We start from the raw sequence: 22,836 nt of genomic DNA, 5'->3' as shown, positions 1-22,836 counted from the left end.
CCGGGGCCGGCTTTCAGCCGTGAGCCGCCTGAAAGCAAGCGTTCATAAGTATAAAGAGGACTTGAACAAAAGCGGCGGATTGTCCAGCGGTACAGCGCTTGCTGACGAAATGCCAGCGCGGGCCTGGCGGAGTTTGTCGTCTCTTTAGATCTGAGCAGGCTGCGACTGGAGCCTTGCCGATGCCGATTCCGATTGAAGACTACGCACTCATTGGCGATGCGCATAGCGCAGCGCTTGTGGGGCGCAATGGCTCGATCGATTGGCTTTGCTTTCCCCGCTTCGATTCGCCGGCCTGCTTTGCCGCATTGCTTGGGGGCGCCGAGTACGGGCGCTGGCTGATAGCGCCGCAGGCAAAAAATTGCAGCGTCCGGCGCAAGTATCGCGACGGCACCCTGATATTGGAAACGGAGTTTTCCAGCGATGAAGGGACCGTGCGTATCCTGGACTTCATGCCGCTTTCAGATATCCGTCAGGATGTCGTGCGGCTGGTCCAGGGCTTGAGCGGGCAAGTGGCCATGCGGATGGAGCTGGCCATCCGCTTCGACTACGGCGCCACGATGCCATGGGTGCGGCGCTCGGAGGACAGCTTGCTGGCGGGCACCGGCCCGTACATGCTTGAGCTGCGCAGTTCAGTGCCAGTGCGTGGGCAGCACATGCGGACCGTGGCTCAATTCAAAATATGCCAGAACGAGCAAGTCGCCTTTTCCTTGAACTGCCGACCTTCCTATGAGGCCGCGCCGCCGGCGCTGGACCAGGAGCAGGCGCTGGCAGCAACGGAAGAGGGCTGGCGTCAATGGTCCGGGCAGTGTTCTTATCGGGGCCGCTGGCGCAATGAGGTCATACGCTCGCTGATTACACTCAAGGCGCTAATCTATAAGCCGACCGGCGGCATCATTGCTGCGCCGACGACCTCATTGCCGGAACGCATGGACGGAGCGCGCAACTGGGATTACCGATACTGCTGGCTGCGTGATGCCACGTTTACATTGAATGCCATGTTGGTCGCGGGTTACCGGGACGAAGCCATTGCCTGGCGCGAGTGGTTGCAACGCGCTGTCGGCGGCCCGCAGGATGCCCAGGTGCTTTACAGCGTGACGGGTGAACGCAAGCTTGACGAGCGGGTTCTGGAATGGCTGCCCGGCTACGCGGGAGCCGGCCCTGTGCGCATAGGCAACGCTGCCTCCAGGCAATTGCAGCTGGACGTCTATGGCGAAATCATGGATACCCTGCATTTGGCGCGGGCCGTCGGCCTGGAGCCCGACGCGCAAGCCTGGCAGATACAAAACACCCTGCTGCGGTTTCTGGAGTCGAACTGGTCGCAACCGGACGAAGGTATCTGGGAAGTGCGCGGGCCGCGCCGCCATTTCACGCATTCCAAGATGATGGCCTGGGTGGCATTCGATCGCGCGGTCAAGGATGTTGAGCTGTTTGGGCTGAAGGGTCCCGTCGAGCACTGGCGCCACGTACGCGACGCCATACACGCACAGGTCTGCGCCAGGGGCTTCGACGCTCGGCGCAACGCATTTGTACAGTCCTACGATTCGGATCATCTTGATGCCAGCCTGCTGTTGATGCCGCAGGTGGGGTTCTTGCCGCCCAGCGATCCGCGGGTGCGGGGCACTATCGAGGCGATTGAGCGAGACCTTGTCGTGGATGGGCTGGTCTTGCGGTATTCGACTGCTGCTCATGTGGACGCCTTGCCGCCGGGAGAAAGTACATTCCTGCCGTGTTCATTCTGGCTTGCCGACAGCCTTGTCGCGCTTGGGCGCCGGGAAGAGGGTGAAGCGTTGTTCGAGCGGTTGCTTGCCTTGCGTAATGATGTTGGCCTGCTGTCTGAAGAGTATGACCCTCAGGCCCGGCATATGCTGGGAAATTTTCCTCAGGCATTGACGCACATGGCGCTGATCAATACGGCGTGTCTGCTTTCCATTTCGGCTGCCCGAGCCGAACAGGCCTACCAGCGCGGCGAACGCCCAGCGGCGGCGAGCCAAATACCTGAACTGCACAAACGTTACTGACGAGGTGAACGCAATGGCCGACAAGGTAAGCGACTTTATACTGCAAAGATTGGGCGACTGGGGCGTCAAACGGATATACGGTTATCCGGGCGACGGCATCAACGGCATCATGGGCGCGATGGATCGCGCGGACGGCCGTTTTGAACTCGTGCGGGCACGGCATGAAGAGATGTTGGCATTCATGGCTTGCGCGCATGCAAAATTTACAGGACAGGTAGGCGTATGCCTGGCCACATCGGGTCCGGGCGCCATCCATCTGCTGAATGGCCTGTACGACGCCAAGCTCGACCACCAGCCCGTGCTGGCCATAGTGGGCCAGCAGGCACGTACGGCGTTGGGCGGGCAGTACCAGCAAGAGGTCGACCTTGTCTCTCTGTTCAAGGACGTTGCCAGCGACTATGCGCAGATGATCACCGTGCCGGCGCAGGCCCGCCACATTGTTGATCGCGCATTGCGTATTGCTATCTCCGGACGCACTGTCACCTGCATTATTGTCCCCACCGATGTGCAGGAACTGGATGCGGCGCCGGTGCCGCCGCGAGCGCACGGCACCGTTCATTCGGGCATCGGCTACAGCGCGCCGCGCGTGGTTCCGACTGACACCGATCTGAAAAGGGCCGCCCAAGTGCTGAACGAGGGACGCAAGGTGGCCATCCTGGCAGGCGCCGGCGCATTGGCCGCAACGGACGAGGTAATGGAGGTGGCGGAACTGCTTGGCGCCGGCGTGGCCAAGGCGCTGCTGGGCAAGGCCGCGCTGCCCGACGACCTGCCTTATGTTACCGGCTCGATCGGCCTGCTTGGTACCAAGCCAAGCTGGAACATGATGTCCGATTGCGACACCTTGCTGGTGATTGGTTCGCGATTTCCCTATTCCGAATTCTTGCCCAAAGAAGGGCAGGCCCGTGCGGTACAGATCGACCTGGACCCGAAGATGCTCTCGATCCGATACCCCATGGAGGTGAATCTGGTGGGGGACAGCGCAACCACGTTGCGCGCGCTGATGCCGTTGTTGCAACGCAAATCCGGCCGCGCCTGGCGCAGGACGATAGAACAGGATGTCAAGGCATGGTGGAAACTGCTGGACGAGCGGGCGATGGCGGATGCCGTTCCTATCAATCCGCAGCGCATGTTTACCGAGCTGTCGCCGCGTTTGCCGGACCGCTGCATCATTGCGGCCGATTCGGGCTCCGCCGCCGACTGGTATGCTCGCGACATCAAGATACGCCGGGGCATGATGGCTTCGCTGTCTGGCGGCCTGGCCAGCATGGGGCCGGGCGTTCCCTATGCGATTGCCGCCAAGTTCGCTTTTCCCGACCGCGTTGCAATCGCGCTGGTCGGCGACGGCGCCATGCAAATGAATGGCAACGCCGAATTGATCACCATTGCTGCGTATTGGAAGCAGTGGTCCGACCCTCGGCTTATCGTGATGGTGCTGAACAATCGCGACCTCAATCAAGTGACGTGGGAGCAGCGTATTCTGGGAGATCCAAAGTACAACGCCGCCCAGCATGTTTCGGATTTTTCCTATGCGGAGTATGCAAAGCTGCAAGGCCTGAAAGGCATCTTCGTGAATTCGCCGGACCAGATCGGCCCGGCATGGGATGCAGCCTTGGCCGCCGACCGGCCATGCGTCATCGAGGCGATCACCGACCCGGACGTGCCGCCGCTGCCGCCTCATATCAGTCTTAGCCAGGCGGCGGCATTCATGTCTTCGATGCTCAAGGGCGACAGCGATACTGCCGGCATCATCGCCAACTCTGCCAAGCAAGTCTTTGCTTCCATCGTGCCGCACGGCAAGAAAGGCGAGTAAGATGGCGCGCACCGAAGTTGTCCCGGCGGCCGAAGCCGGTCCGTCGAGTGACGCAGTCCGGATCGAGCGAGTTGAAGTGGACGCGTACACCGTGCCGACGGACTTGCCTGAATCGGACGGCACATTGCAGTGGAGCGCCACGACGATGGTGCTGGTCCGCATCTTTGCAGGCGGCAAATGCGGCCTGGGTTTCAGTTATGCGGATAGATCGTGTGCAATCCTGGCGCACGATCTGCTGGCGCCCTTGATAACCGGCGGCGATGCCTGGGCCATTGCCAGCCTATGGCAGGAAATGCTGCGGGCCATCCGCAATCTGGGCCGTTCGGGCATCGCTTCCATGGCCATTGCCGCCATCGACAACGCCTTGTGGGATTTGAAAGCCAGGTTATTGGACTTGCCGCTGGCCGTTTTGCTGGGCGCGGCGCGCGAGCGCGTTCCCGTGTATGGCAGCGGCGGGTTCACCTCATACTCGGACGCACAACTGAGCGAACAACTGGGCTGCTGGGCCGGCGCAGGTATTGGCCGGGTCAAGATGAAGGTGGGACGCGAACCCGCGCGCGACGTAGTGCGCGTCAAAGCCGCGCGCGATGCCATCGGCCCCAATGTCGAGTTGTTCGTGGATGCCAATGGCGCTTACGGCCGCAAGCAGGCGCTGGCGCTGGCCGATTCGTTCGGGCGCCTGGGCGTGGCCTGGTATGAAGAACCGGTATCTTCCGACGACCTGGAGGGCTTGCGGCTCATTCGCGACCACGCTCCGCCGGGCATGGAAATCGCAGCTGGCGAATACGGCTACGACCAGGCTTACTTTCGCCGCATGCTGGCGGCAGGCGCCGTGGACGTATTGCAAGCGGATGCGACGCGCTGCGCCGGCATCAGCGGTTTTATGCGCGCCGCGGCCCTGTGCGAGGCTTTCGGGCTGCCTCTGTCATCGCATTGCGCTCCGTCGATGCATCTGCACGCCGCTTTGGCTGTGCCATGCCTGCGGCATATGGAGTACTTCCATGATCATGTGCGTATTGAGCACCTGCTGTTCGATGGCGTGGCCACGCCCAGGCACGGCCTGCTGCAAGCAGATTTGTCCCGGTCCGGCATGGGGCTGGAGTTCAAGTGCGCCGATGCACGGCGCTACCAGGTTTAAGGGTGGAGCGTTGATATGGCCGTCGACCCATCCGCGCGAAAAGCCTGGCCGCCGCCGCCATATGCACGCGACCTGGCCGGCGAGCTGAGCGCCGCAATCGCGGGCGAAGTGCGCTTCGATGCGGCCAGCCGCGCTTTGTATGCGACCGACGGATCGAATTACCGCCAGGTTCCAATAGGCGTTGTCCTGCCCAGGAGCGTCGACGACGTAATCAAGGTGGTTGCGGCATGCCGCCGCCATGGCGCCCCGATACTGTCGCGCGGCGGTGGCACGAGCCTGGCGGGCCAGTGCTGCAACGTGGCCGTCGTGATGGATTTTTCCAAGTACCTGTATCGCATCGTAGAGCTGGACCCGTCGCGCAAGCTTGCGCGGGTGGAACCCGGTTGTGTGCTGGACCGCCTGCGCAACGCGGCCGAAGAGCACGACCTGACCTTTGCGCCCGACCCTTCCACCCATACCCACAATACCCTGGGTGGAATGATAGGCAATAACTCTTGCGGCGTGCATTCGGTGATGGGCGGCAAGACCAGCGATAATATTCACGAACTTGATATCCTGACCTATGATGGCTTGCGCATGCGCGTCGGACCGACCTCCGAGCAAGAGCTTGCCGCCATTATCCAGCAGGGCGGGCGCCGGGGCGAAATTTATGATGCGCTGAAAAATTTGCGCGACAAGTACGCCGATCAGATCCGCGCGCGTTATCCGAAGATTCCGCGCCGGGTGTCGGGCTATAACCTGGATGAGTTGCTTCCCGAGAACGGCTTTAACGTCGCGCGTGCGCTGGTGGGCTCCGAGGGTACTTGCGTAACAATACTGGAAGCCAGCGTGCGGCTGGTGTACAGCCCTCCAGTGCGTTCCTTGTTGGTGCTTGGCTACAAAGACGTATTCAGCGCGGCCGACCATGTTACGCAAGTGCTCGAGTTCGGGCCTATCGGCCTTGAAGGCATCGACGACAGGCTCGTGCAAGACATGAAAGCCATCGGCCTGCATCCCGAGGACATTGCTTTGTTGCCGCCTGGAGGGGGCTGGCTGCTGGTCGAGTTCGGCGGCGCAACCAAGGAGGAAGCCGACGCCAAGGCCAAGAAGCTCGCGCATGCGCTACAACAAAAAGGCGATGCGCCCAGCATCAAGCTGTTTGTCGACAAGGCGGAAGAAGATCTCATCTGGAAAGTGCGGGAATCCGGTCTGGGGGCTACCGCGCATGTTCCCAATAAGCGCATTACCTGGGAAGGGTGGGAAGACGCGGCTGTGCCGCCCGAGAGGCTGGGCGGCTATCTGCACGATTTTCGCAAATTGCTGGAGAAGTATTCGTATCAAGGCGACCTCTACGGCCATTTTGGCCAGGGCTGTGTGCATACACGCATCGATTTCGACCTGGAGACGCGGGAAGGCATCGATGTTTTCCATCGCTTCCTGAACGATGCGGCGGACCTTGTCGTCCGCTATGGCGGCTCTTTGTCGGGCGAACATGGCGACGGCCAGTCCAAGGCTCAATTCCTGTCCAGGATGTTCGGCCCCGAACTGGTACATGCCTTCGGCCAGTTCAAGGCGATCTGGGATCCGCAGGGAAAGATGAACCCGGGCAAAGTGGTCGATCCTTTTCTGCCCACCGAGAATCTGCGCATCGGCGTTGATTACAATCCGGTCCAGCCTGTCACGCAGTTTCAGTATCCCAAAGACAGCCATAACTTTGGCCGGACGGTATTGCGCTGCGTCGGCATAGGCAACTGCCGGCGCGAAAGCGGCGGCACTATGTGCCCCAGCTATCGGGTTACGCGCGAAGAAAAGCATTCCACGCGGGGGCGGGCACGGATGCTGTTCGAGATGCTGCGCGGCGAAGTCATTACTTCCGGCTGGCGCAGCCCCGAAGTCAAGGACGCCCTGGATCTTTGCCTGTCCTGCAAGGGCTGCAAAGGCGAATGCCCGGTCAACGTGGACATGGCCACCTACAAGGCGGAGTTCATGTCCCAGTATTATCGGGGACGCCTGCGTCCGCGCACTGCTTACGCAATGGGATTGATCCACACCTGGGCGCGAGTTGCCGCGCATATGCCTCGGGTTGTGAATTTCCTGTCTCATTCGCCGCTGTGCGCGCCCGCCTTTAAAGCACTGGGCGGAATAGCGCCGCAGCGGGAAATTCCCGTCTTTGCCAGTGAGACATTTGTTGCCTGGTTCCGCAAACGGCGGGCCGCCGAGCCGTCCCGCCCCGGCGTCATTCTATGGCCGGATACTTTCACCAATCATTTTCTTCCCGATACCGCCAAGGCAGCGGTCGAAGTGCTGGAAGACGCGGGCTATCGTGTCACGCTGCCGCGGCGCCCGCTATGCTGCGGCAGAGCTCTTTATGACTGGGGCATGCTGGACCTTGCCAAGCATCATTGGCACCAGACCCTTGATGCCCTGGCGTCCGACATCCGCCAGGGTACGCCGGTGGTGGGGCTGGAGCCGGCCTGCGTGGCGGCATTTCGCGATGAACTGGGCAACCTGTTTCCCGCCAACGAAAATGCCAAGCGCCTGGCCATGCAGACTTATATGCTTGGCGAATTCCTGGAGAAAGTCGACTACCAGCCGCCGCCATTGCATTGCAAGGCCGTTGTGCACGCGCATTGCCACCAGACGGCCATCATCGGCATGGCGGCCGAGAAGTCCCTGCTCGACAAATTGGGGTTGGATTACACCTTGCTTGACTCGGGCTGTTGCGGCATGGCGGGGGCTTTCGGTTTCGACAAAAACAAGTACGAGACCTCGCTTGCGATCGGCGAACACGCCTTGCTGCCTGCCGTGCGCGGAATGGGAGCCGACGTCTTGCTGATCGCCAATGGCTTTAGCTGTCGCGAGCAAATTCGCCAGCTCGCGGCAAGGCGCGCCTTGCACTTGGCAGAAGTGCTGCAAATGGCGCTGCGCCAGCGCGACGAATCCATGGCTAACGCACCCGTACGTAGCTATATGCGTACATAAACCGGAGACCTGAACATGAACACGAGCACTGACATGAACAAGGACATAAACGCAAACACCGGCACGAACACCGACACGGCCGAGAACGTGGGCATGAACAGGAGCGATTCAAAACGGCTTCGGGCCGCGAAGCGGCCGGTGGTCGTCATTACCGGCGCCTCGGCCGGCGTCGGCCGCGCGACCGCACAGCTGTTTGCCCGGCGCGGCGCACATATCGGCTTGCTGGCAAGAGGCCAGGAGGCGCTGGATGCAACGGCGCGCGAAGTCGAACTTGCCGGCGGCAAGGCGCTGGCCATATCGGTGGACATGGCGGACGCCCAGGCGGTAGATCGTGCCGCCGACACTATCGAAGCAACGCTGGGTCCGATCGACATCTGGATCAACAATGCCATGGTCACGATATTTTCCCCGTTCAAGCAAATCGAGGCCGCCGAATTTCGCCGCGTCACTGAAGTGACTTATCTAGGCAACGTACACGGCACCATGGCCGCGCTCAAGCGCATGCTGCCGCGCGATCGAGGCGTCATTGTCCAGGTGGGTTCCGCGCTGGCCTACCGAAGCATTCCCTTGCAATCGGCCTATTGCGGCGCCAAGCATGCAATAGCCGGTTTCACCGACTCCGTGCGCAGCGAACTGGAGCACGACAAAAGCCGGGTGCGCATCACATCCGTGCAACTGCCGGCCATCAATACTCCGCAATTCAACTGGGCGCGTAATCGAATGCCCAACCGGCCTGCGCCCGTGCCTCCCGTCTTCGAGCCCGAAGTGGCTGCGCGCGCCATAGCCTGGGCCGCCGAACATGAGCGGCGCCAAGTTGCTGTCGGTTTTCCAACGTTATTGGCCAAATGGGCGCAAAAACTGGTTCCGGGTCTGGCCGACCGCTACCTGGCGGCAACAGGCTATAAAAGCCAGCAGATGCGCGGAGAACCGGAGCTTGGCGACCGGCCCGACAACTTATTTCAACCCATCTCCGGCGACGCAGGCATGCGCGGCCGTTTTGGCGACCGCGCATACAGCCGCAGTCCCGAGCTTTGGGCTACCGAACATCGTGGCTGGTTGATGCTGGGTGCCGGCGTTGCGGCCGGCGCGTTGTTGCTGGCGGCAAGCCGCAGGCGCTAAGGGCCCGCAGCAGCGGGCTTATCCTGCATCCAATCGGGATAGTCCAATGCGCAAGGAGAATGACATGGCGATTGGGAAAACACTGTGGGCCATTCCGGAAGGCTATATCCCGGCGCAAAGCACCAACGGCGAAGACAGCCGCTTCGTAAGCCACGAGGCGGCCTGCCTGCTCAATGCAAACGACGGCGATGCCCATATTACGATTACCATTTACTTTGCGGACCGCGAGCCGGCGGGGCCTTATCGAGTTACCGTCCCCGCGCGCCGCACGCTGCACCTGCGTTTCAACGATATGTCCGAGCCCGAGACCATCCCGCGAGACACACCTTATTCCAGCGTGATCGAGTCCTCGTTGCCGATTGTGGTGCAGCATACGCGCCTTGACTCGCGCCAAGCCGCGCTGGCACTGCTAAGCACCATGGCCTACGCAGCCGGTTAAGCGGCCTGGATATGCCCTGTGCCTGAGCCGGGCTGGGCGTGCAGTCAGGTGGCTACGGCTTCTATATTGTGGTTCAGGCAGGATGACAATTCCCGCGCGGCAAAGCGCACCTTGTTGATCAAGTGGTCTTTGTCCGCGGGCGGGATGTGCATTTGCGGTATGGTCAGCCCAAGAGCGGCGGCGACATTGCCTTCTTCGTTGAAGACCGGCGCGGCGATCGTCGAAATATTGCTTTCGAAAAAGCCTTCTTCCAGCACATAGCCATGGGCTTTGTCGGTAAGCAGCAGCTGATACAGGTCTTTGACCGTGGGCGGCGTGTGTGGGCCGTAGGGCTGAAGGCGTTCTTCGGGGTAAAGGTCTTGCAACTCGTGAAAACTGTGATTGCAAAGCAGAACTCTTCCCAGCACCGTGGCATGCGCCGGCAGGCGCGTACCGATATGCACCGAGCTGGTAAATAAAGAGCTGGAAGCGACTTTCTGTATGTAGACGATATCGCGCCCGTCGCGAATGACCAGGTTGGCCGAAAAGCCCAGTTCGTCGCGCAGGCGTTCGAGTATGGGGCGGCTTAGCTCGGTAAGGCTTAACGAGGCCAGGTATTCGAACCCCAGTTTCAAGACGGCCGTGCCCAGCTGAAAATCGCGCCCGTTCTTGGCGCGTTCGACAAAGCCGAGGTTTTCCAGGGTTATCAGCAGCCGGAATACCGTGGTGCGCGGGACATCCAGGCGCTTGGCCAGTTCGGGTGCCGTAAGCGTGGGCGTATGGCGGGAAAACTCGGAAAGTATCCGCAAACCGCGCTCCAGCCCTGGTACGGAGTACTTTTCGGTATCCCTGGTGCTGCTCATTTTTGTCCCTTTGTTTTATTTGTTCCGGCCGCCACTCATATTTCACCGCTGCGCGGTTCGCTGCCCCCGAAGGGGCGCTTTTTTCTTGGGACGGTCCGGCGATAAAGAAAGCGGCAGTGTCGATGCCAACAATACCGCTGCCATTGTAGTGGTTCGCGCCGTTATCGTCCTTCAGCGGCTAACTGGAAGACGGGCCGTATTGCGATTGGCCGCGGCAACGCGGCCGAGCCTTATTTACCGGCAAGCTGGTCGATCGCCAGTTTGCGCATCTGGCGCCGTACACGCATTACGCCAACGTCATGCTGATACAAATGTTCGCGTTTGTTGGCATCGGGCTCCATGACTTCAAGCACGGCGCGATCTTGTTCCAGCACGGCCCAATGGCGAGCTTCGAGGCGGTTCTTGTACAAAAAGCGCCAGACGTCGCGTTCCCATCCCGAGACTTTGCGGGTGCGCCAGAAAAACACGGCCGCCGAGTTGGGGACGATGGGGGTGGAACTGCCTGAAATACCAAAGCTGCCGCCAGGGCCGCCGCTTTTCGGATAGGGGATATCAAGGCGCTGCCACTGGTAGTTGGTGTCGGCAAACTCGCTCCAGTCGAAGTTGACGTCGCGCTGGCCGGCCTTGGCGAACATGAAGCCGTGCTCGGTGTCTTCCAGCTTGAATTCCGCCGCGCGTTCGCCCGCTGCCATGGAGTGCGATTGCTTATGCAAGAATGTACCGTGCATGGGGTCCATGACGTTGTCGATGACGTAGCGGTAGTCGGCGCCCCATTCGACATAGCACAGGAAGCTTTCGTACTCGTCGGAGACGAGCTGCTCGGGCAGGACTAGGGGAGGAGGTTCGTCGATATTGACTTGCGACTTGTACATGAAGATGGCGCCACGCGTTTCTTTCAGATGAAAGGCCAGCGTGGGGCGGGAACCTTCAAGCTTGCAACCGGGGCTGCCCGGGACCGCAAGCACCGTGCCGTCGCAGCGGATCTGCACGCCGTGATAGCCACAGGCAATCTTGTTGCCCAAGGGGATGCCCACCGACAGGGGGGCGCCGCGGTGCGGGCAATGGTCTTCCAGTGCATAGGGCGTGCCGTCGGCATCGCGCCACAAAGCCAGTTTGAAGCCCAGACGCCGCAATGAAATAGGCTTGTCTTTAAGAAAGTGCGAAGGGCAGATGGCGTACCAGCGATTGTTCAGGCCATTGACCAGAACGTCTTCGATTTCTGCTTCGGTGGGATTGGTGCTCATGGGAAATTCCTCTGTGATCCGTTAATCGTTGCCCAAACGCTTGAGTTCCGCGGCAAGCGATTCCGTCGTCCAGCTTAAATTTTTGTCTTGCGGCTGAGGGCCGTGGTCGTTCAGGTATTCGACGAGGCCTTCAAGCGTCACGACGTCCGAACTGAAGGCGCGCTCGATAGTGTCGCCAAGCAGATTCTCGTAAACAGTAGGCTCGGCTTTGCGGGCCTGATGGGGTTGCAGGTAAAGGTCGGGCATTTAATGGCCTCCGGATTTGACGCGTTGCGCGATGCTTGCGCGTACAGAGATGAAATCGTGAATAGGGAAGTTCGGTCGGCCAGCGTTGGGCTGTCTGGCGTACGATTGTTCCATATATTAAACGACGTTTTATTTTTTGAAAGTTTAGGCGTCTAATTCTGGATGTTCTATCCGTAAAAACCCGTAATTTTCCCTGTTGGGCTAATTTATCTTATATATATCCACACCTTGCGTGGGGATTCATTGGCTGTAGGGCGGTATAAAAGGCCGTAAAACACGAAAATAAGTGTGAAAGGAAGGGATTTCCCTAATTCTCAACTCGCTAGTGTGGATTTAAAGTTTGTTTAATTTGCAAAACACCAGTTCATATATAAAACGTTTTGGCCTGTGTTTTGTGCGGTATCAATGCAATAGTCTCAAGGAGCCAGGCCATTATGGTTGAGATTGAATTCAGGGATGTAGGTAAGTCTTTTGTCGACAAGCAAACGGGTGAACTGCGCCCCGCCGTATCCAATATATCCCTGTCCATCGCAAAAGGCGAGGTCGTGTCATTGATCGGTCCGTCCGGCTGCGGCAAAAGCACATTGCTCAATATGGGATCGGGCATTTACGCGCCCACCTCCGGCCAGGTCTTCATTGCCGGCCAACAGGTAACCAAGCCCGTGCGCGAAGTGGCTTTCATGCTGCAGAAAGACTTGCTCATGCAATGGCGCACTATCGAAGACAACGTAGCCCTGGGCTTGGAGATTGCCGGCGTCGACAAAGCGGAACGCCTGCGCATTGCCAACGAATTACTGGTCAAGTGCCATTTGCGCGGCTTCGAAAAGCACTACCCATATCAATTGTCGGGCGGCATGCGCCAGCGCGCGGCGCTGGCCCGTACCTTGGCGGTCGATCCCCAGGTCATGCTGCTGGACGAGCCGTTCTCGGCGCTTGACGCCCAGACCAAGATGATTCTGCAGCAAGACCTTGCCAAGATGCTGTACGAAAAAAAGAGAACAGCGCTTTTCATCACCCACGATCTGGTGGAAGGCATTGCGTTGTCCGATCGTCTGCTTGTCATGAGCGAGCGGCCCGGCACCATTATTGAAGAGATCATCATCGACCTGCCGCTGCGCGACAACCCGCTCGAGCGCCGCAAGCTGCCGGAAATCGGCCCCTTGCAAGGCCGTTTGATGGATCTATTGAAGATCGGCAAAGAAGAGGACGCAGTACTGCATTAACAAGAAACACCATCGCAGTAAGAATTCGCTGCAGTTTTATTATTGATTTGCGAGTCTCATAACCTAGGAGAACACAATGAAAAAAATTATTTCGGCTCTTGTGCTTGGCGCCTGCGTAACACTGGGGTCGGCATCGGCCCTGGCTGCCGACGCCAAACTGGAACCTATTACGTATTTGTTGCCGGCACCTAAAACCTTGCCTGCGTTTGCCCCTTGGCTGATCGCCCAGCAAGAAGGCTATTTCAAGGCTGAAGGCCTGGATGTCAATTTCGTCACGGGCAAGGGCGGCGTCGACGTTGCCAAGCAGGTCGGTGCGGGCAACGCCCCGATCGGCGGCGCCATCGGCGATACGCCCATCATCGTTCGCGCCAATGGCGTGCCGGTCAAGGCCGTAGCCGTCTTGGGCGCAGGTTCGCTCACGCTGGTCGCCTCGCACGAGAAAGCGCCCATCGACAACCCGGCTCAGCTCAAGGGCAAAACCATTACGGTAATTTCCTATAGCGACACGACGTATTACTCGTTGCTGGGCACCATGAAAAAGGCCGGCCTGTCGCGTAACGATGCCGAGATCCAGGCCGCGGGCCCCGCGGGCGTGTGGCAGCTGTTTGCGGCCGACAAGTCCGACGCCATGGCTGCCGTGCCCGATTGGGTTGTCAGCGTGCGCGAGACCGGCAAGAAAGTACACCTGATGGATCCGGCGCAGGGCTTCAACAGCATGGCGCAGGCCATCCTGGCGTCCGACGAACTGATCAAGTCCAACCCCGCGCTGATCCAGAAGATCGTCCGCGCAACGCTCAAGGGCATGGAACTGATCATGAAGGACACCGACGCTGCCGTCGCTTCGTATATCAAGGCCGTACCCCAGCACAAAGGCAAAGAAGCCGAAATCAAGCAAGTATTCGACCTGTACAACAAATACGTCTACGCCGACCAGAAGGTGCTGGGCCAGATGAATCGCGATCGCCTTGGCAAGGTCCAGGACTTCTACGTTTCAGAAGGCATTGTCAGCAAAGCCGCGCCGCTTGACGAGTTGTACACGAACCAGTTTGTCGAGGCTGCAAAATGAGTTCGGTTTCGTCCACTGCCGGACTGAGCTCCCCCGCTGGGGGAGCGCAGCCCAAGCCGAGCCCGATTAAAGCAGGAGAGCCCAAGGTGTCTAAACGTCAAGTAGTTACAGTAAGCAGCAGCGTGGCCGTGTTGGTCGTGTTCCTGGCAGCCTGGCAGTGGTTGCCGGGCTGGTTCGGCATGCCCGAATTCGTATTGCCCAAGTTCACGACTGTGGTGCAAGAAGCCATGCATATGTGGACCAACGGCGGCTTTATGGAGCACTTCTGGATTACCGCGCTTGAAGTGGTCGTCGGCTTTGCGCTGGGCGCGCTTCTGGGCTTGGGCGTCGGCGTGGTTCTGGGCTTGTCGCCCATGGCCGAATCCGTGCTTTCCCCGTATATTCTTGCGCTGCAAATAGCGCCCAAGGTGGCGTTCGCTCCCTTGTTCGTGATGTGGCTGGGCTATACGGTTTATCCCAAGATTCTGGTTGCAATCCTGATCGTTTTCTTCCCCATCATGATCAACGTTCTGTCGGCCATCCGCACGGTGGACCCTGACATGGTCAATCTGGTACGCACGCTCAATGCAAGCCGCTGGCAGATCTTCAGGCTGGTCGAATTCCCATCGTCGCTGCCATCGCTGTTTTCGGGCTTGCGCATCGGCGCGACCCTGGCTGTCGTGGGTGTGACCGTCGGTGAGTTGGTCGGCGGCAACATGGGCCTGGGCTTCTTGCTGGTCGATGCCGAAGGGCAGGGCAACACGGCAGGCGTATTCGTCGCGATCATCGGTCTGACCATTATCGGTATTGCCGCCTATGCCGCGGTCGTCTGGGCCGAGCGCCGCTATTTGCACTACATCCCCCGCGCCACCACCACAACCATCTGATACGGAAAAGAGCGTTCATGAACTCCACGACTTCCTTATCGTCAGCCGGCATTCTGCAAGGCCGCAGGGTTCTGGTCACCGGCGCATCGCGCGGGCTGGGCTTTGAATTTGCCAACCGCATAGTGCAGGCTGGCGGTTCCGTCGTGCTGGCCGACATCCTCGAAGCCGAAGTCCGGCAGGCCGCGGCGCGCTTGAACGAACAAGGCTTTGCCGCTCATGCGCTGGTCTTCGACCAGGGCGACCCCGAGTCCGTGACGCGCTGCGCCGAGCAGGCCGCCGCTTTATTGGGCGGGCTGGACGGCCTGGTCAACAATGCGGCCATGACGCACTCCGGCGGCAAGACGCTCGAACAGCTTGAAATCGATGTCTGGGATCAAGTCATGCGCATCAACGTGCGCGGCAATTGGCTCATGAGCCGCGCTTGCCTTGGCGCTTTGCGCGCATCGGGCAACGGCAGCATAGTCAATCTGGCTTCGGACACTCCAATGTGGGGCGCGCCCAATTTGCTGGCTTATGTGGCCAGCAAGGGCGCCATCATGTCCATGACGCGATCCATGGCGCGCGAGCTGGGCGGCGACAACATTACCGTCAATGCCGTGGCGCCGGGGCTTACGCTGGTCGAAGCCACCGAATATGTGCCGCAAGAACGGCACGACCTCTACGAAAACCAGCGTGCCATCAAACGCGCCCAGCATCCCGACGATGTCAGCGGCGCCGTCACGTTTTTATTATCGGGCCTTTCACGCTTTGTGACAGGCCAAGTGTTGGCCGTCAATGGCGGCTTTGTCATGCATTAATTTTTATAGGTGATTCTAATGAGCGAGCAAGCAGTTAGCGAAAAACCTTCCTGGGTACAACCCGAAGGCGCCAGTTTCAAAGAATGGATGGAACAGCGCGTCGCACGATACTCCACGCGCAAGTACGATTGGGATGCCCTTAAGTTCCAGGCCGACTACGATCCCAAATACCGCCGCGCGCAAATGCGCTATGTCGGTACTGGCGCAACCGGAGTGTCCAGCGACATGAACACGGTCCCGGCCGAGCACTTCACATTCTCGACCATGGTCATCCCCGCCGGCGGCGTTGGCCCTTCGCATATTCACTACGATGTCGAAGAGGTATTCTTCGTCATTCGCGGCAAGGTCAAGCTGGTTCTTGAAAAAGACGGCGAACGCTACGAAACCATGCTTTCCGATCGCGATCTGGTCTCGGTTCCCCCCGGCGTGTACCGTGAGGAAATCAACGTCGGCGAAGAAGAAGCCCTTATGTGCGTATTGCTGGGTGCCAAGAAGCCTCAGATCCCCAGCTATCCGCCCGATTCCCCCTTGTCCAAGATCAAGCGCGACCTGAAATGAAACATGTCGCCGATGCTGCGTCCGTAAAGGCCGACCAGGACGAACTGGAACTTGCGTTTCCAGAGCGTCAGGTCAGCCTGGGTACGGACAACATCAGTTTCCGCGAATGTGGGCAAGGCCCGCAGACGGTGCTGTTGTTGCACGGAATCAGTTCCGGTGCGGCGTCCTGGGCGCAGTGCGCCCGAATCCTCGGCGAGCATGCCCGGGTAATTGCATGGAACGCCCCGGGTTATGGGGCTTCTTCGCCCCTGCCCATGGCCGTGCCATCGGCGCGCGACTACGCGCGCCGGCTTGACGCCATGCTTGCCGAATTGAATATCGATCGCTGCTTGCTGGTGGGCCATTCGCTGGGCGCCTTGATGGCTGCGGCGTATGGTGGCTTGCCAGGGCAGCGCGCATGGCATCGGGTCTTGATCAGCCCCGCGCTGGGCTACCAGTCCGATGCAAAAAAACACTTGGCGGCGCAGATCCGGGCCAAGCGCTTCGAGGCGCTGGAGCGCGACGGCCTGGAACTTATCGCGCAAAAACTGCCGGACAGGCTGCTGACGGCCGCCGCAACGCAGCGGCAACGGCAGATCGTTACCGAAAACGCCTTGCGCCTTGATATCGCGGGATACAAGCAGGCCGTCGAGATGCTATGCGGCGAGAACATTGAACAGTATGACTTCGATCCGGCTGCATGCGATGTATTTTGCGGGCAAGACGATGTGGTGACTACGGCCGAGCAGACGCGGGATTTTGCCCGGCGCGCCGGCCTGCCGTTTGCCCTTATCGAAGACGCGGGCCACGCCTGCTATGTCGAGCAGCCTGCGCGGGTTGCCCAGGTGCTGAGCAAACTGGTGCGAAACCAGGACGATCGGGTTGCCGGATAGCGTTATGGATAACGTTCTTAAAATCGAAACGCCGGACAAATATACTGTGCCGGGCCTGGACCGCGGTTTGCGCATATTGCGCGAGTTCACGCGCCACGAGCAGGTATTGTCGGCCCCCGAGCTGGCACGCCGGCTGGGCATTCCGCGTTCGACGGTGTTTCGGCTGCTTGCCACGCTTGAAGGCCTTGGCTTTATCGAGCGCGATGCGGGAGGGCGCGACTATTGCCTCGGTTTGGGCGTATTGCGCCTGGGCTTTGAGTGCCTGGCGTCCAAAGAACTCACCGAGCTGGGCAAGCCCATACTGGAAAAGCTGCGCGACCAGGTCAACTACACCTGCAACCTGGTTGTGCGCGACGGACGCTCGGTGGTGTATGTGGTGCGGTCGGTCGCTTCTTCGCCATATTCCAATACCGTGCAACTGGGTACGCGCTTGCCTGCGCACGCGACGTTGCTGGGCCGGGTGTTGCTTAGCGAGTTGTCGTATACCCAATTGCAAGAGCTTTATCCCGAAGAGCGCTTACAGGCCGTCACCGATAAAACCCCGGATACGGTCGCCGAACTATATCGGCGCATACAGGCCGACAAAAACTCCCAGTGCGTATTCGAGCCCGCTTACTTCGAGCCCAGCATCGCAACCTTGGCCGTGCCGGTGCGCGGCGAGCGTGGCGCGGTAGTCAGCGCATTAGGGGTCACCCTGCCCAGTTCCCATGCCGACGACGCCGCGATAGTGGCCAGGCTTACGCGAGCCGCATGCGCCGCCGCCGGCGAGTTGTCACAGTTGCTGGACCACATTGTGGCCATGCCCAATTCAGAAATTTCACGATTGCACGAGAGGAAGTAATGATAGACCTTAAAGGAAAGGTGGCCGTGGTCACAGGAGGCTCCTCCGGTATAGGCCTGGCAACGGTAAGGCTGTTGCTGCAGCAGGGCGCCGCCGTTGCTTTTTGCGGGCGCAACACCGAAAGGCTGCAGGCCGTGCGCACGCAGTTGCAAGAAGAATTTCCCAAGGCCAGTATGTTCGCCCAGGCCTGCGATGTGCTGCAGGCTGAAGACATGCAGCGTTTCGCCCAGGCGGTGCGTCAAGAGCTGGGTTCGGTCTCCATGCTTATCAACAATGCCGGCCAGGGCCGCGTCTCCACCTTTGCAGACACCAACGACGCCGAATGGGAAACCGAGCTCAAGCTCAAGTTTTTTTCGGTCATCAATCCGACTCGCGCCTTTATGCCCGATCTCGAGCAAAGTCCCGAGGCGGCGATTGTCTGCGTCAATTCTTTACTGGCGGCCCAGCCCGAGCCGCATATGGTGGCAACATCGGCTGCGCGCGCCGGTGTAATGAACCTGGTGCGTTCAATGGCAACCGAGTTCAGCGCCAAAGGCGTGCGGGTCAACGGTATTTTGCTGGGCCTGGTCGACTCGGGCCAGTGGCGGCGGCGCTACGAGGCTCGCGAAGAGCGCAATCAAAGCTGGGAAGAATGGTCGCGCAACCTGGCGCAGCGCAAACAGATTCAGTTGGGCCGGCTGGGCCGCCCCGAAGAGGCCGCATCGGCCATCGTATTTTTAGCTTCCCCGTTGTCGTCGTACACAACGGGCTCCCATATTGATGTTTCCGGAGGAGTATCCCGCCATGCATAAAACGAATGTAGAAGTGACAGTAGGCTCGGTGATCGCGGCCTTTCTAGAGAACTGCGGTGTACGCACGGCGTTCGGCGTGATTTCCATCCATAACATGCCCATCCTGGACGCCTTTGGCGAGCGCGGCGTAGTGCGTTTCGTACCGGCTCGCGGCGAAGCGGGCGGCACCAACATGGCCGATTCGTATGCGCGCAGTACAGGCAAGCTGGGCGTTTGCCTGACCAGCACCGGCACTGCGGCCGGCAATGCCGCCGGCGCCATGGTCGAAGCACTGACGGCCGGCACGCCCATGCTGCACATTACGGGCCAGATCGAAAGCCAATATCTCGACCAAGGCCTGTCGTATATTCACGAAGCGCCCGATCAACTGACTATGCTGCATGCTGTGTCCAAGGCGGCTTTCCGCGTGCGCAGCGCTGAAACCGCCATCAGCACCATCAAGCACGCCGTGCAGGTGGCGCTGACCGCGCCCACGGGCCCCGTCAGCGTTGAAATCCCCATCGACATCCAGGCTGCGCTGATCATCGCCCCCGAAGACCTCACGCCTTTGGAAGTGCCGGTGTATCAGCCGTCGTCCGACGCGCTGGACCGCCTGGCTGAAAAACTGGTCCGCGCGCACCGTCCCATGCTGTGGTTGGGCGGCGGCGCCCGCCATGCCGGCGACGCGGTGCGCCGCTTGATGAAGCTGGGCTTCGGCATTGTGTCCAGCACCCAAGGACGCGGTATCGTGTCTGAAACCGATCCGCAAACCCTGGGCTCGTTCAATTTGCACAAGCCCGTCGAAAACTTCTATCAAACCTGCGACGCCATGCTGGTTGTCGGGTCGCGCCTGCGCGGCAACGAAACGCTGAAGTATCAACTCAAGCTGCCGCGGCCGCTGTATCGCGTCGACGTCGACCCCGCCAACGAAGGCCGTTGCTACGAAACGCAAAGCTTTGTGCAGGGCGATGCGCGCCTGGTGCTTGAAGGCCTGGCCGACCGCCTGGAAGGCAAAATGTCGGTCGATCCCAAGTTCCTGGGCGACTTGCAGGCCGCCAGGAAAGCCGCGGTCGCCAGCCTGGTCGATGGCCTGGGCCCATATTCGGCGCTTGTCAGCGCATTGCAGGACGCGGTGGGCGACAACTTCAACTGGGTGCGCGACGTTACTGTCTCGAACAGCACCTGGGGCAACCGCTATTTGTATTTGTCCAGCCCCCTGGCCGGCGTTCACGCCCTGGGCGGCGGCATCGGCCAAGGCCTGGCCATGGGCATTGGCGCCGCGGTTGGCGCGGCCCAGAATGCTCCCGGCAAGAAAACATTCTGCCTTGCAGGCGATGGCGGTTTCATCCTGAACCTGGGCGAAATGGCAACAGCGGTTCAAGAAGAAGCCGATATGGTCATCGTGCTGATGAACGACAAAGGCTACGGCGTGATCAAGAACATCCAGGATGCGCAGTACGGCGGCCGGCGCCACTATGTCGAGCTGCATACGCCCGACTACGCTCAACTATGTCAATCGCTGGGCATGCGGCATACACGGGTATCCGACCTTGGTCAGATCAAGGATGCGCTCAAGCAGGCTACCAGCCAGAAAGGTCCTTTCATGCTGGAAGTCGACATGCTGTCCATCGGCACGTTCAAGACAGCGTTCGCAGGCCCTCCGGTCAACCAGCCCGAGCCGGCAACGCTCCAATCTTAAGAGGCCGCGCATGTTGCAACAACGTATAGCCCTGGTGGGTTTCGGCGCCATTGGCCGTGCCGTATTCGATATTCTCAAGAACGAGCCCAGGCTGCAGATCGCGCAGATCATCGTGTCCGAGGCGCGCCGCGAGGCCGTTCAGGCCGAATTGGGGGAGCTTGCCGCGGGCATGGCGGTGCAGGCGCTGACTGACGTTCCGGTTGGCGACGACCGGCCCGATCTGGTGGTGGAGTGCGCCGGCCACAGCGCCATTCAAGCCCATGTGCTGCCGGCCTTGGCGGCGGGAATTCCCTGCATGGTGGTGTCCATCGGCGCTTTGTCGGCGCCGGGCCTGGCCGAACAGCTTGAAGCAGCAGCCGACAAAGGGCGCACGCAAGTGCACCTGCTGTCAGGCGCCGTCGGTGGCATAGACGCTTTGGCGGCCGCCAAAGTGGCCGGGCTGGATTCGGTCGTGTATACCGGACGCAAGCCGCCTTTGGGCTGGCTGGGCACGCCGGCCGAAGACACCCTGGACCTCAGGAACCTGACAGAAAGCACATTGTTCTTTTCCGGCTCGGCGCGCGATGCGGCACGTTTATTTCCCAAGAATGCCAATGTGGCGGCCACTTTGTCGCTGGCGGGCATCGGCCTGGACAACACCCGGGTCGAACTGTACGCCGATCCCACGGTCAAAGAAAATATCCACTATTACGAAGCTCAGGGCGCGTTCGGCTTCATGGCCGTAACCCTGAAGGGCAAGCCGCTGGCCAGCAATCCGAAAACCTCGGCGTTGACCGTGTACAGCGTCGTGCGCGCGCTGCATAACCGTGTGTTGCCCGTTGCCATTTAGCACGGGCCCAAAGGACAGAAATGAACACTATCAAACATTGGCCTCTTTACATTGCCGGCGCCTGGCGCGATGGCGGCGGAGCAAAGTACAACACCTGCTATCCAGCAACCGGCGAGGTCGTTGGCACGCTGAATGCGGCCGATGCCGGCGACGTTGAAGCGGCCATCCAGGGCGCCCATGAAGCTTACCTGCAAGGTCATTGGTCGCAACGCAAGCCGCACGAACGGGCTGCCGTCCTATACCGCATCGCCCACCTCATTCGCGAGCAGGCCGAAGATCTGGCCCAGTTGCAGCGCCGCGACAACGGCAAGCCCATCAATGAAACGCGCGCTCTGGTGGCCAGCGCGGCCGGCACTTTCCAGTTCTTTGCGTCGGCTTGCGAAACACTGGAAGAAACAATCACACCGCCGCGCGGCGACTATATGTCGATGAGCGTTTACGAAGCGATGGGCGTTGTAGCTGCCATCACGCCGTGGAATTCGCCGATTGCCAGCGAGGCGCAAAAAATCGCGCCGGCTTTGGCGGGCGGCAACTCGGTGGTGGTGAAACCCGCCGAGATCACGCCCTTGCTTGCGCTGGAACTGGCGCGTATTTGCGAAGAGGCCGGATTACCCAAAGGCGTCCTGAGCGTGCTGCCCGGCAAGGGGTCCGTCATTGGCGACCTGATAACCCGCCATCCGCTGGTGCGCCGCGTTTCGTTCACGGGCGGTACCTCGGTGGGCAAGCATATTGCCCAGATCGCGGCCGAAAAACTCATGCCGGTTTCGCTTGAGCTGGGCGGCAAGTCGCCCACCATCGTGCTTGAAGACGCCGACCTGGACCACGCCGTTGCCGGCGTGTTGTACGGTATTTTCAGTTCGTCCGGCGAATCCTGCATTGCCGGTTCGCGCCTGTTCGTGGCGCGGCCCATATACAAAGAGTTCATGGACCGTCTGGCGAAGGGCGCTGAGAAACTGCGCGTCGGCGATCCTTCCGATACCGGCACGCAAATGGGCCCGCTTATAAGCGAAAGCCATCGCGCCTCGGTCGAGCGCTATGTGAAAATAGGCCTGGACGAAGGCGGCGTGCTGCGCGTGGGCGGCGAGCGTCCGAAGGGCGAACTCTACGACAAGGGCAGCTACTTTTTGCCTACAATTATCGAAGGGCTCAAGAATACCGACACCATCTGCCAGGAAGAGATCTTCGGCCCGGTGCTGGTGGCCATGGCTTTCGACGATATGGACGATCTTGTCGCACAAGCCAACGACAGCGTGTATGCGCTGGCCGCCGGCATCTGGACGCGCGACTACAAAAAAGCCTGGCATTTGGCCAGGGTGCTTAAAGCCGGCAACGTCTGGATCAATACGTATAAACAGTTCTCCATCGCCACGCCCTTCGGCGGCTGGCGCGACAGCGGCCTGGGCCGCGAAAAAGGCCGGCTGGGCATTTTGCAATACATGGAGCAAAAGGCCGTGTACTGGGGGATGAACGAACAACCCTTGCCCTGGGCAAATTAAGG

Annotated in this window: 20 protein-coding genes; 17 read left to right on the top strand and 3 right to left on the bottom strand. The window is 60.1% G+C overall.

Going from position 1 to position 22,836, the window contains the following annotated elements; all coding sequences use genetic code 11:
• Positions 1-179 precede the first annotated feature (179 nt).
• From DFR37_RS00830 to DFR37_RS00805, 6 genes are all read left to right on the top strand, one after another.
• The gene (locus DFR37_RS00830) at positions 180-2,018 is read left to right on the top strand and encodes a glycoside hydrolase family 15 protein (protein WP_113931355.1); all 1,839 of its coding nucleotides are present in this window, start codon (positions 180-182) and stop codon (positions 2,016-2,018) included.
• A 13-nt stretch (positions 2,019-2,031) separates the two neighbouring features.
• A complete protein-coding gene (locus DFR37_RS00825) occupies positions 2,032-3,828 on the top strand; it encodes a thiamine pyrophosphate-requiring protein (RefSeq protein ID WP_113931354.1) in 1,797 nt (598 codons plus the stop codon).
• Position 3,829: 1 nt separating this feature from the next.
• Complete coding sequence (locus DFR37_RS00820; RefSeq protein WP_113931353.1) at positions 3,830-4,966, top strand: enolase C-terminal domain-like protein; 1,137 nt, start codon at positions 3,830-3,832, stop codon at positions 4,964-4,966.
• Between the two features lie 15 nt (positions 4,967-4,981).
• On the top strand, positions 4,982-7,927 hold the full coding sequence (locus DFR37_RS00815) for an FAD-binding and (Fe-S)-binding domain-containing protein (RefSeq protein WP_113931352.1): 2,946 nt from the start codon (positions 4,982-4,984) through the stop codon (positions 7,925-7,927).
• A gap of 15 nt (positions 7,928-7,942) precedes the next feature.
• Positions 7,943-9,046: an SDR family oxidoreductase gene (locus DFR37_RS00810; RefSeq protein ID WP_346724791.1), complete on the top strand. Its 1,104-nt coding sequence runs from the start codon at positions 7,943-7,945 to the stop codon at positions 9,044-9,046.
• Positions 9,047-9,110: 64 nt separating this feature from the next.
• Complete coding sequence (locus DFR37_RS00805) at positions 9,111-9,485, top strand: sensory rhodopsin transducer (RefSeq protein ID WP_211317192.1); 375 nt, start codon at positions 9,111-9,113, stop codon at positions 9,483-9,485.
• Positions 9,486-9,529: 44 nt separating this feature from the next.
• On the opposite strand, the gene DFR37_RS00800 is transcribed toward DFR37_RS00805, so the two are convergent.
• From DFR37_RS00800 to DFR37_RS00790, 3 genes are all read right to left on the bottom strand, one after another.
• Positions 9,530-10,327 (bottom strand): IclR family transcriptional regulator, encoded by a 798-nt coding sequence (locus tag DFR37_RS00800; RefSeq protein WP_113931350.1) that lies wholly within the window; start codon positions 10,325-10,327, stop codon positions 9,530-9,532.
• Between the two features lie 230 nt (positions 10,328-10,557).
• Entirely contained in the window at positions 10,558-11,571 is a 1,014-nt protein-coding gene (locus DFR37_RS00795; protein WP_113931349.1) for an aromatic ring-hydroxylating oxygenase subunit alpha, read from the bottom strand.
• Between the two features lie 21 nt (positions 11,572-11,592).
• A complete protein-coding gene (locus tag DFR37_RS00790; protein WP_113931348.1) occupies positions 11,593-11,817 on the bottom strand; it encodes a recombinase-like helix-turn-helix domain-containing protein in 225 nt (74 codons plus the stop codon).
• A 434-nt stretch (positions 11,818-12,251) separates the two neighbouring features.
• On the opposite strand from DFR37_RS00790, the gene DFR37_RS00785 reads away from it, so the two are divergent.
• The 11 genes from DFR37_RS00785 (at position 12,252) to DFR37_RS00735 (ending at position 22,834) form a co-directional block, all read left to right on the top strand.
• Positions 12,252-13,040 carry an ABC transporter ATP-binding protein gene (locus tag DFR37_RS00785; protein ID WP_113931347.1) on the top strand — a complete coding sequence of 263 codons (789 nt, stop codon included), beginning with the start codon at positions 12,252-12,254 and terminating at the stop codon, positions 13,038-13,040.
• Between the two features lie 76 nt (positions 13,041-13,116).
• Positions 13,117-14,106: an ABC transporter substrate-binding protein gene (locus tag DFR37_RS00780; RefSeq protein ID WP_113931346.1), complete on the top strand. Its 990-nt coding sequence runs from the start codon at positions 13,117-13,119 to the stop codon at positions 14,104-14,106.
• Entirely contained in the window at positions 14,103-14,972 is an 870-nt protein-coding gene (locus DFR37_RS00775; RefSeq protein ID WP_113931345.1) for an ABC transporter permease, read from the top strand. Before DFR37_RS00780 ends, DFR37_RS00775 begins: the two co-directional genes overlap by 4 nt.
• A gap of 17 nt (positions 14,973-14,989) precedes the next feature.
• The gene (locus tag DFR37_RS00770) at positions 14,990-15,769 is read left to right on the top strand and encodes an SDR family oxidoreductase (protein WP_113931344.1); all 780 of its coding nucleotides are present in this window, start codon (positions 14,990-14,992) and stop codon (positions 15,767-15,769) included.
• 18 nt (positions 15,770-15,787) lie between these two features.
• On the top strand, positions 15,788-16,327 hold the full coding sequence (locus DFR37_RS00765; RefSeq protein ID WP_113931343.1) for a cupin domain-containing protein: 540 nt from the start codon (positions 15,788-15,790) through the stop codon (positions 16,325-16,327).
• A complete protein-coding gene (locus DFR37_RS00760) occupies positions 16,324-17,199 on the top strand; it encodes an alpha/beta fold hydrolase (protein ID WP_113931342.1) in 876 nt (291 codons plus the stop codon). Before DFR37_RS00765 ends, DFR37_RS00760 begins: the two co-directional genes overlap by 4 nt.
• A gap of 4 nt (positions 17,200-17,203) precedes the next feature.
• Positions 17,204-18,040 (top strand): IclR family transcriptional regulator, encoded by an 837-nt coding sequence (locus tag DFR37_RS00755; RefSeq protein ID WP_113931341.1) that lies wholly within the window; start codon positions 17,204-17,206, stop codon positions 18,038-18,040.
• Positions 18,040-18,831 (top strand): SDR family oxidoreductase, encoded by a 792-nt coding sequence (locus tag DFR37_RS00750; protein ID WP_113931340.1) that lies wholly within the window; start codon positions 18,040-18,042, stop codon positions 18,829-18,831. Before DFR37_RS00755 ends, DFR37_RS00750 begins: the two co-directional genes overlap by 1 nt.
• On the top strand, positions 18,824-20,509 hold the full coding sequence (locus tag DFR37_RS00745) for a thiamine pyrophosphate-binding protein (RefSeq protein WP_113931339.1): 1,686 nt from the start codon (positions 18,824-18,826) through the stop codon (positions 20,507-20,509). The genes DFR37_RS00750 and DFR37_RS00745 overlap by 8 nt, the downstream gene beginning before the upstream one ends.
• A gap of 10 nt (positions 20,510-20,519) precedes the next feature.
• On the top strand, positions 20,520-21,338 hold the full coding sequence (locus DFR37_RS00740; RefSeq protein WP_113931338.1) for an aspartate dehydrogenase: 819 nt from the start codon (positions 20,520-20,522) through the stop codon (positions 21,336-21,338).
• Positions 21,339-21,358: 20 nt separating this feature from the next.
• A complete protein-coding gene (locus DFR37_RS00735) occupies positions 21,359-22,834 on the top strand; it encodes an aldehyde dehydrogenase (RefSeq protein ID WP_113931337.1) in 1,476 nt (491 codons plus the stop codon).
• The last annotated feature ends 2 nt before the right edge of the window (positions 22,835-22,836 follow it).

The sequence above is a fragment of the Eoetvoesiella caeni genome, assembly GCF_003315175.1.
Taxonomy (GTDB): domain Bacteria; phylum Pseudomonadota; class Gammaproteobacteria; order Burkholderiales; family Burkholderiaceae_B; genus Eoetvoesia; species Eoetvoesia caeni.
Note: the sequence above shows the minus strand (reverse complement) of the source record. Positions and strands in the feature narration are given on the sequence as shown.

Bases quoted from the DNA above. Each gene is read 5' to 3' on its own strand.
- DFR37_RS00755 (WP_113931341.1), top strand. From the start codon at position 17,204: ATGGATAACGTTCTTAAAATCGAAACGCCGGACAAATATACTGTGCCG.
- DFR37_RS00790 (WP_113931348.1), bottom strand. From the start codon at position 11,817: ATGCCCGACCTTTACCTGCAACCCCATCAGGCCCGCAAAGCCGAGCCT.
- DFR37_RS00785 (WP_113931347.1), top strand. From the start codon at position 12,252: ATGGTTGAGATTGAATTCAGGGATGTAGGTAAGTCTTTTGTCGACAAG.
- DFR37_RS00800 (WP_113931350.1), bottom strand. From the start codon at position 10,327: ATGAGCAGCACCAGGGATACCGAAAAGTACTCCGTACCAGGGCTGGAG.
- DFR37_RS00805 (WP_211317192.1), top strand. From the start codon at position 9,111: ATGGCGATTGGGAAAACACTGTGGGCCATTCCGGAAGGCTATATCCCG.
- DFR37_RS00810 (WP_346724791.1), top strand. From the start codon at position 7,943: ATGAACACGAGCACTGACATGAACAAGGACATAAACGCAAACACCGGC.
- DFR37_RS00735 (WP_113931337.1), top strand. From the start codon at position 21,359: ATGAACACTATCAAACATTGGCCTCTTTACATTGCCGGCGCCTGGCGC.
- DFR37_RS00795 (WP_113931349.1), bottom strand. From the start codon at position 11,571: ATGAGCACCAATCCCACCGAAGCAGAAATCGAAGACGTTCTGGTCAAT.
- DFR37_RS00740 (WP_113931338.1), top strand. From the start codon at position 20,520: ATGTTGCAACAACGTATAGCCCTGGTGGGTTTCGGCGCCATTGGCCGT.
- DFR37_RS00825 (WP_113931354.1), top strand. From the start codon at position 2,032: ATGGCCGACAAGGTAAGCGACTTTATACTGCAAAGATTGGGCGACTGG.
- DFR37_RS00750 (WP_113931340.1), top strand. From the start codon at position 18,040: ATGATAGACCTTAAAGGAAAGGTGGCCGTGGTCACAGGAGGCTCCTCC.
- DFR37_RS00760 (WP_113931342.1), top strand. From the start codon at position 16,324: ATGAAACATGTCGCCGATGCTGCGTCCGTAAAGGCCGACCAGGACGAA.
- DFR37_RS00775 (WP_113931345.1), top strand. From the start codon at position 14,103: ATGAGTTCGGTTTCGTCCACTGCCGGACTGAGCTCCCCCGCTGGGGGA.
- DFR37_RS00780 (WP_113931346.1), top strand. From the start codon at position 13,117: ATGAAAAAAATTATTTCGGCTCTTGTGCTTGGCGCCTGCGTAACACTG.
- DFR37_RS00745 (WP_113931339.1), top strand. From the start codon at position 18,824: ATGCATAAAACGAATGTAGAAGTGACAGTAGGCTCGGTGATCGCGGCC.
- DFR37_RS00770 (WP_113931344.1), top strand. From the start codon at position 14,990: ATGAACTCCACGACTTCCTTATCGTCAGCCGGCATTCTGCAAGGCCGC.
- DFR37_RS00830 (WP_113931355.1), top strand. From the start codon at position 180: ATGCCGATTCCGATTGAAGACTACGCACTCATTGGCGATGCGCATAGC.
- DFR37_RS00815 (WP_113931352.1), top strand. From the start codon at position 4,982: ATGGCCGTCGACCCATCCGCGCGAAAAGCCTGGCCGCCGCCGCCATAT.
- DFR37_RS00765 (WP_113931343.1), top strand. From the start codon at position 15,788: ATGAGCGAGCAAGCAGTTAGCGAAAAACCTTCCTGGGTACAACCCGAA.
- DFR37_RS00820 (WP_113931353.1), top strand. From the start codon at position 3,830: ATGGCGCGCACCGAAGTTGTCCCGGCGGCCGAAGCCGGTCCGTCGAGT.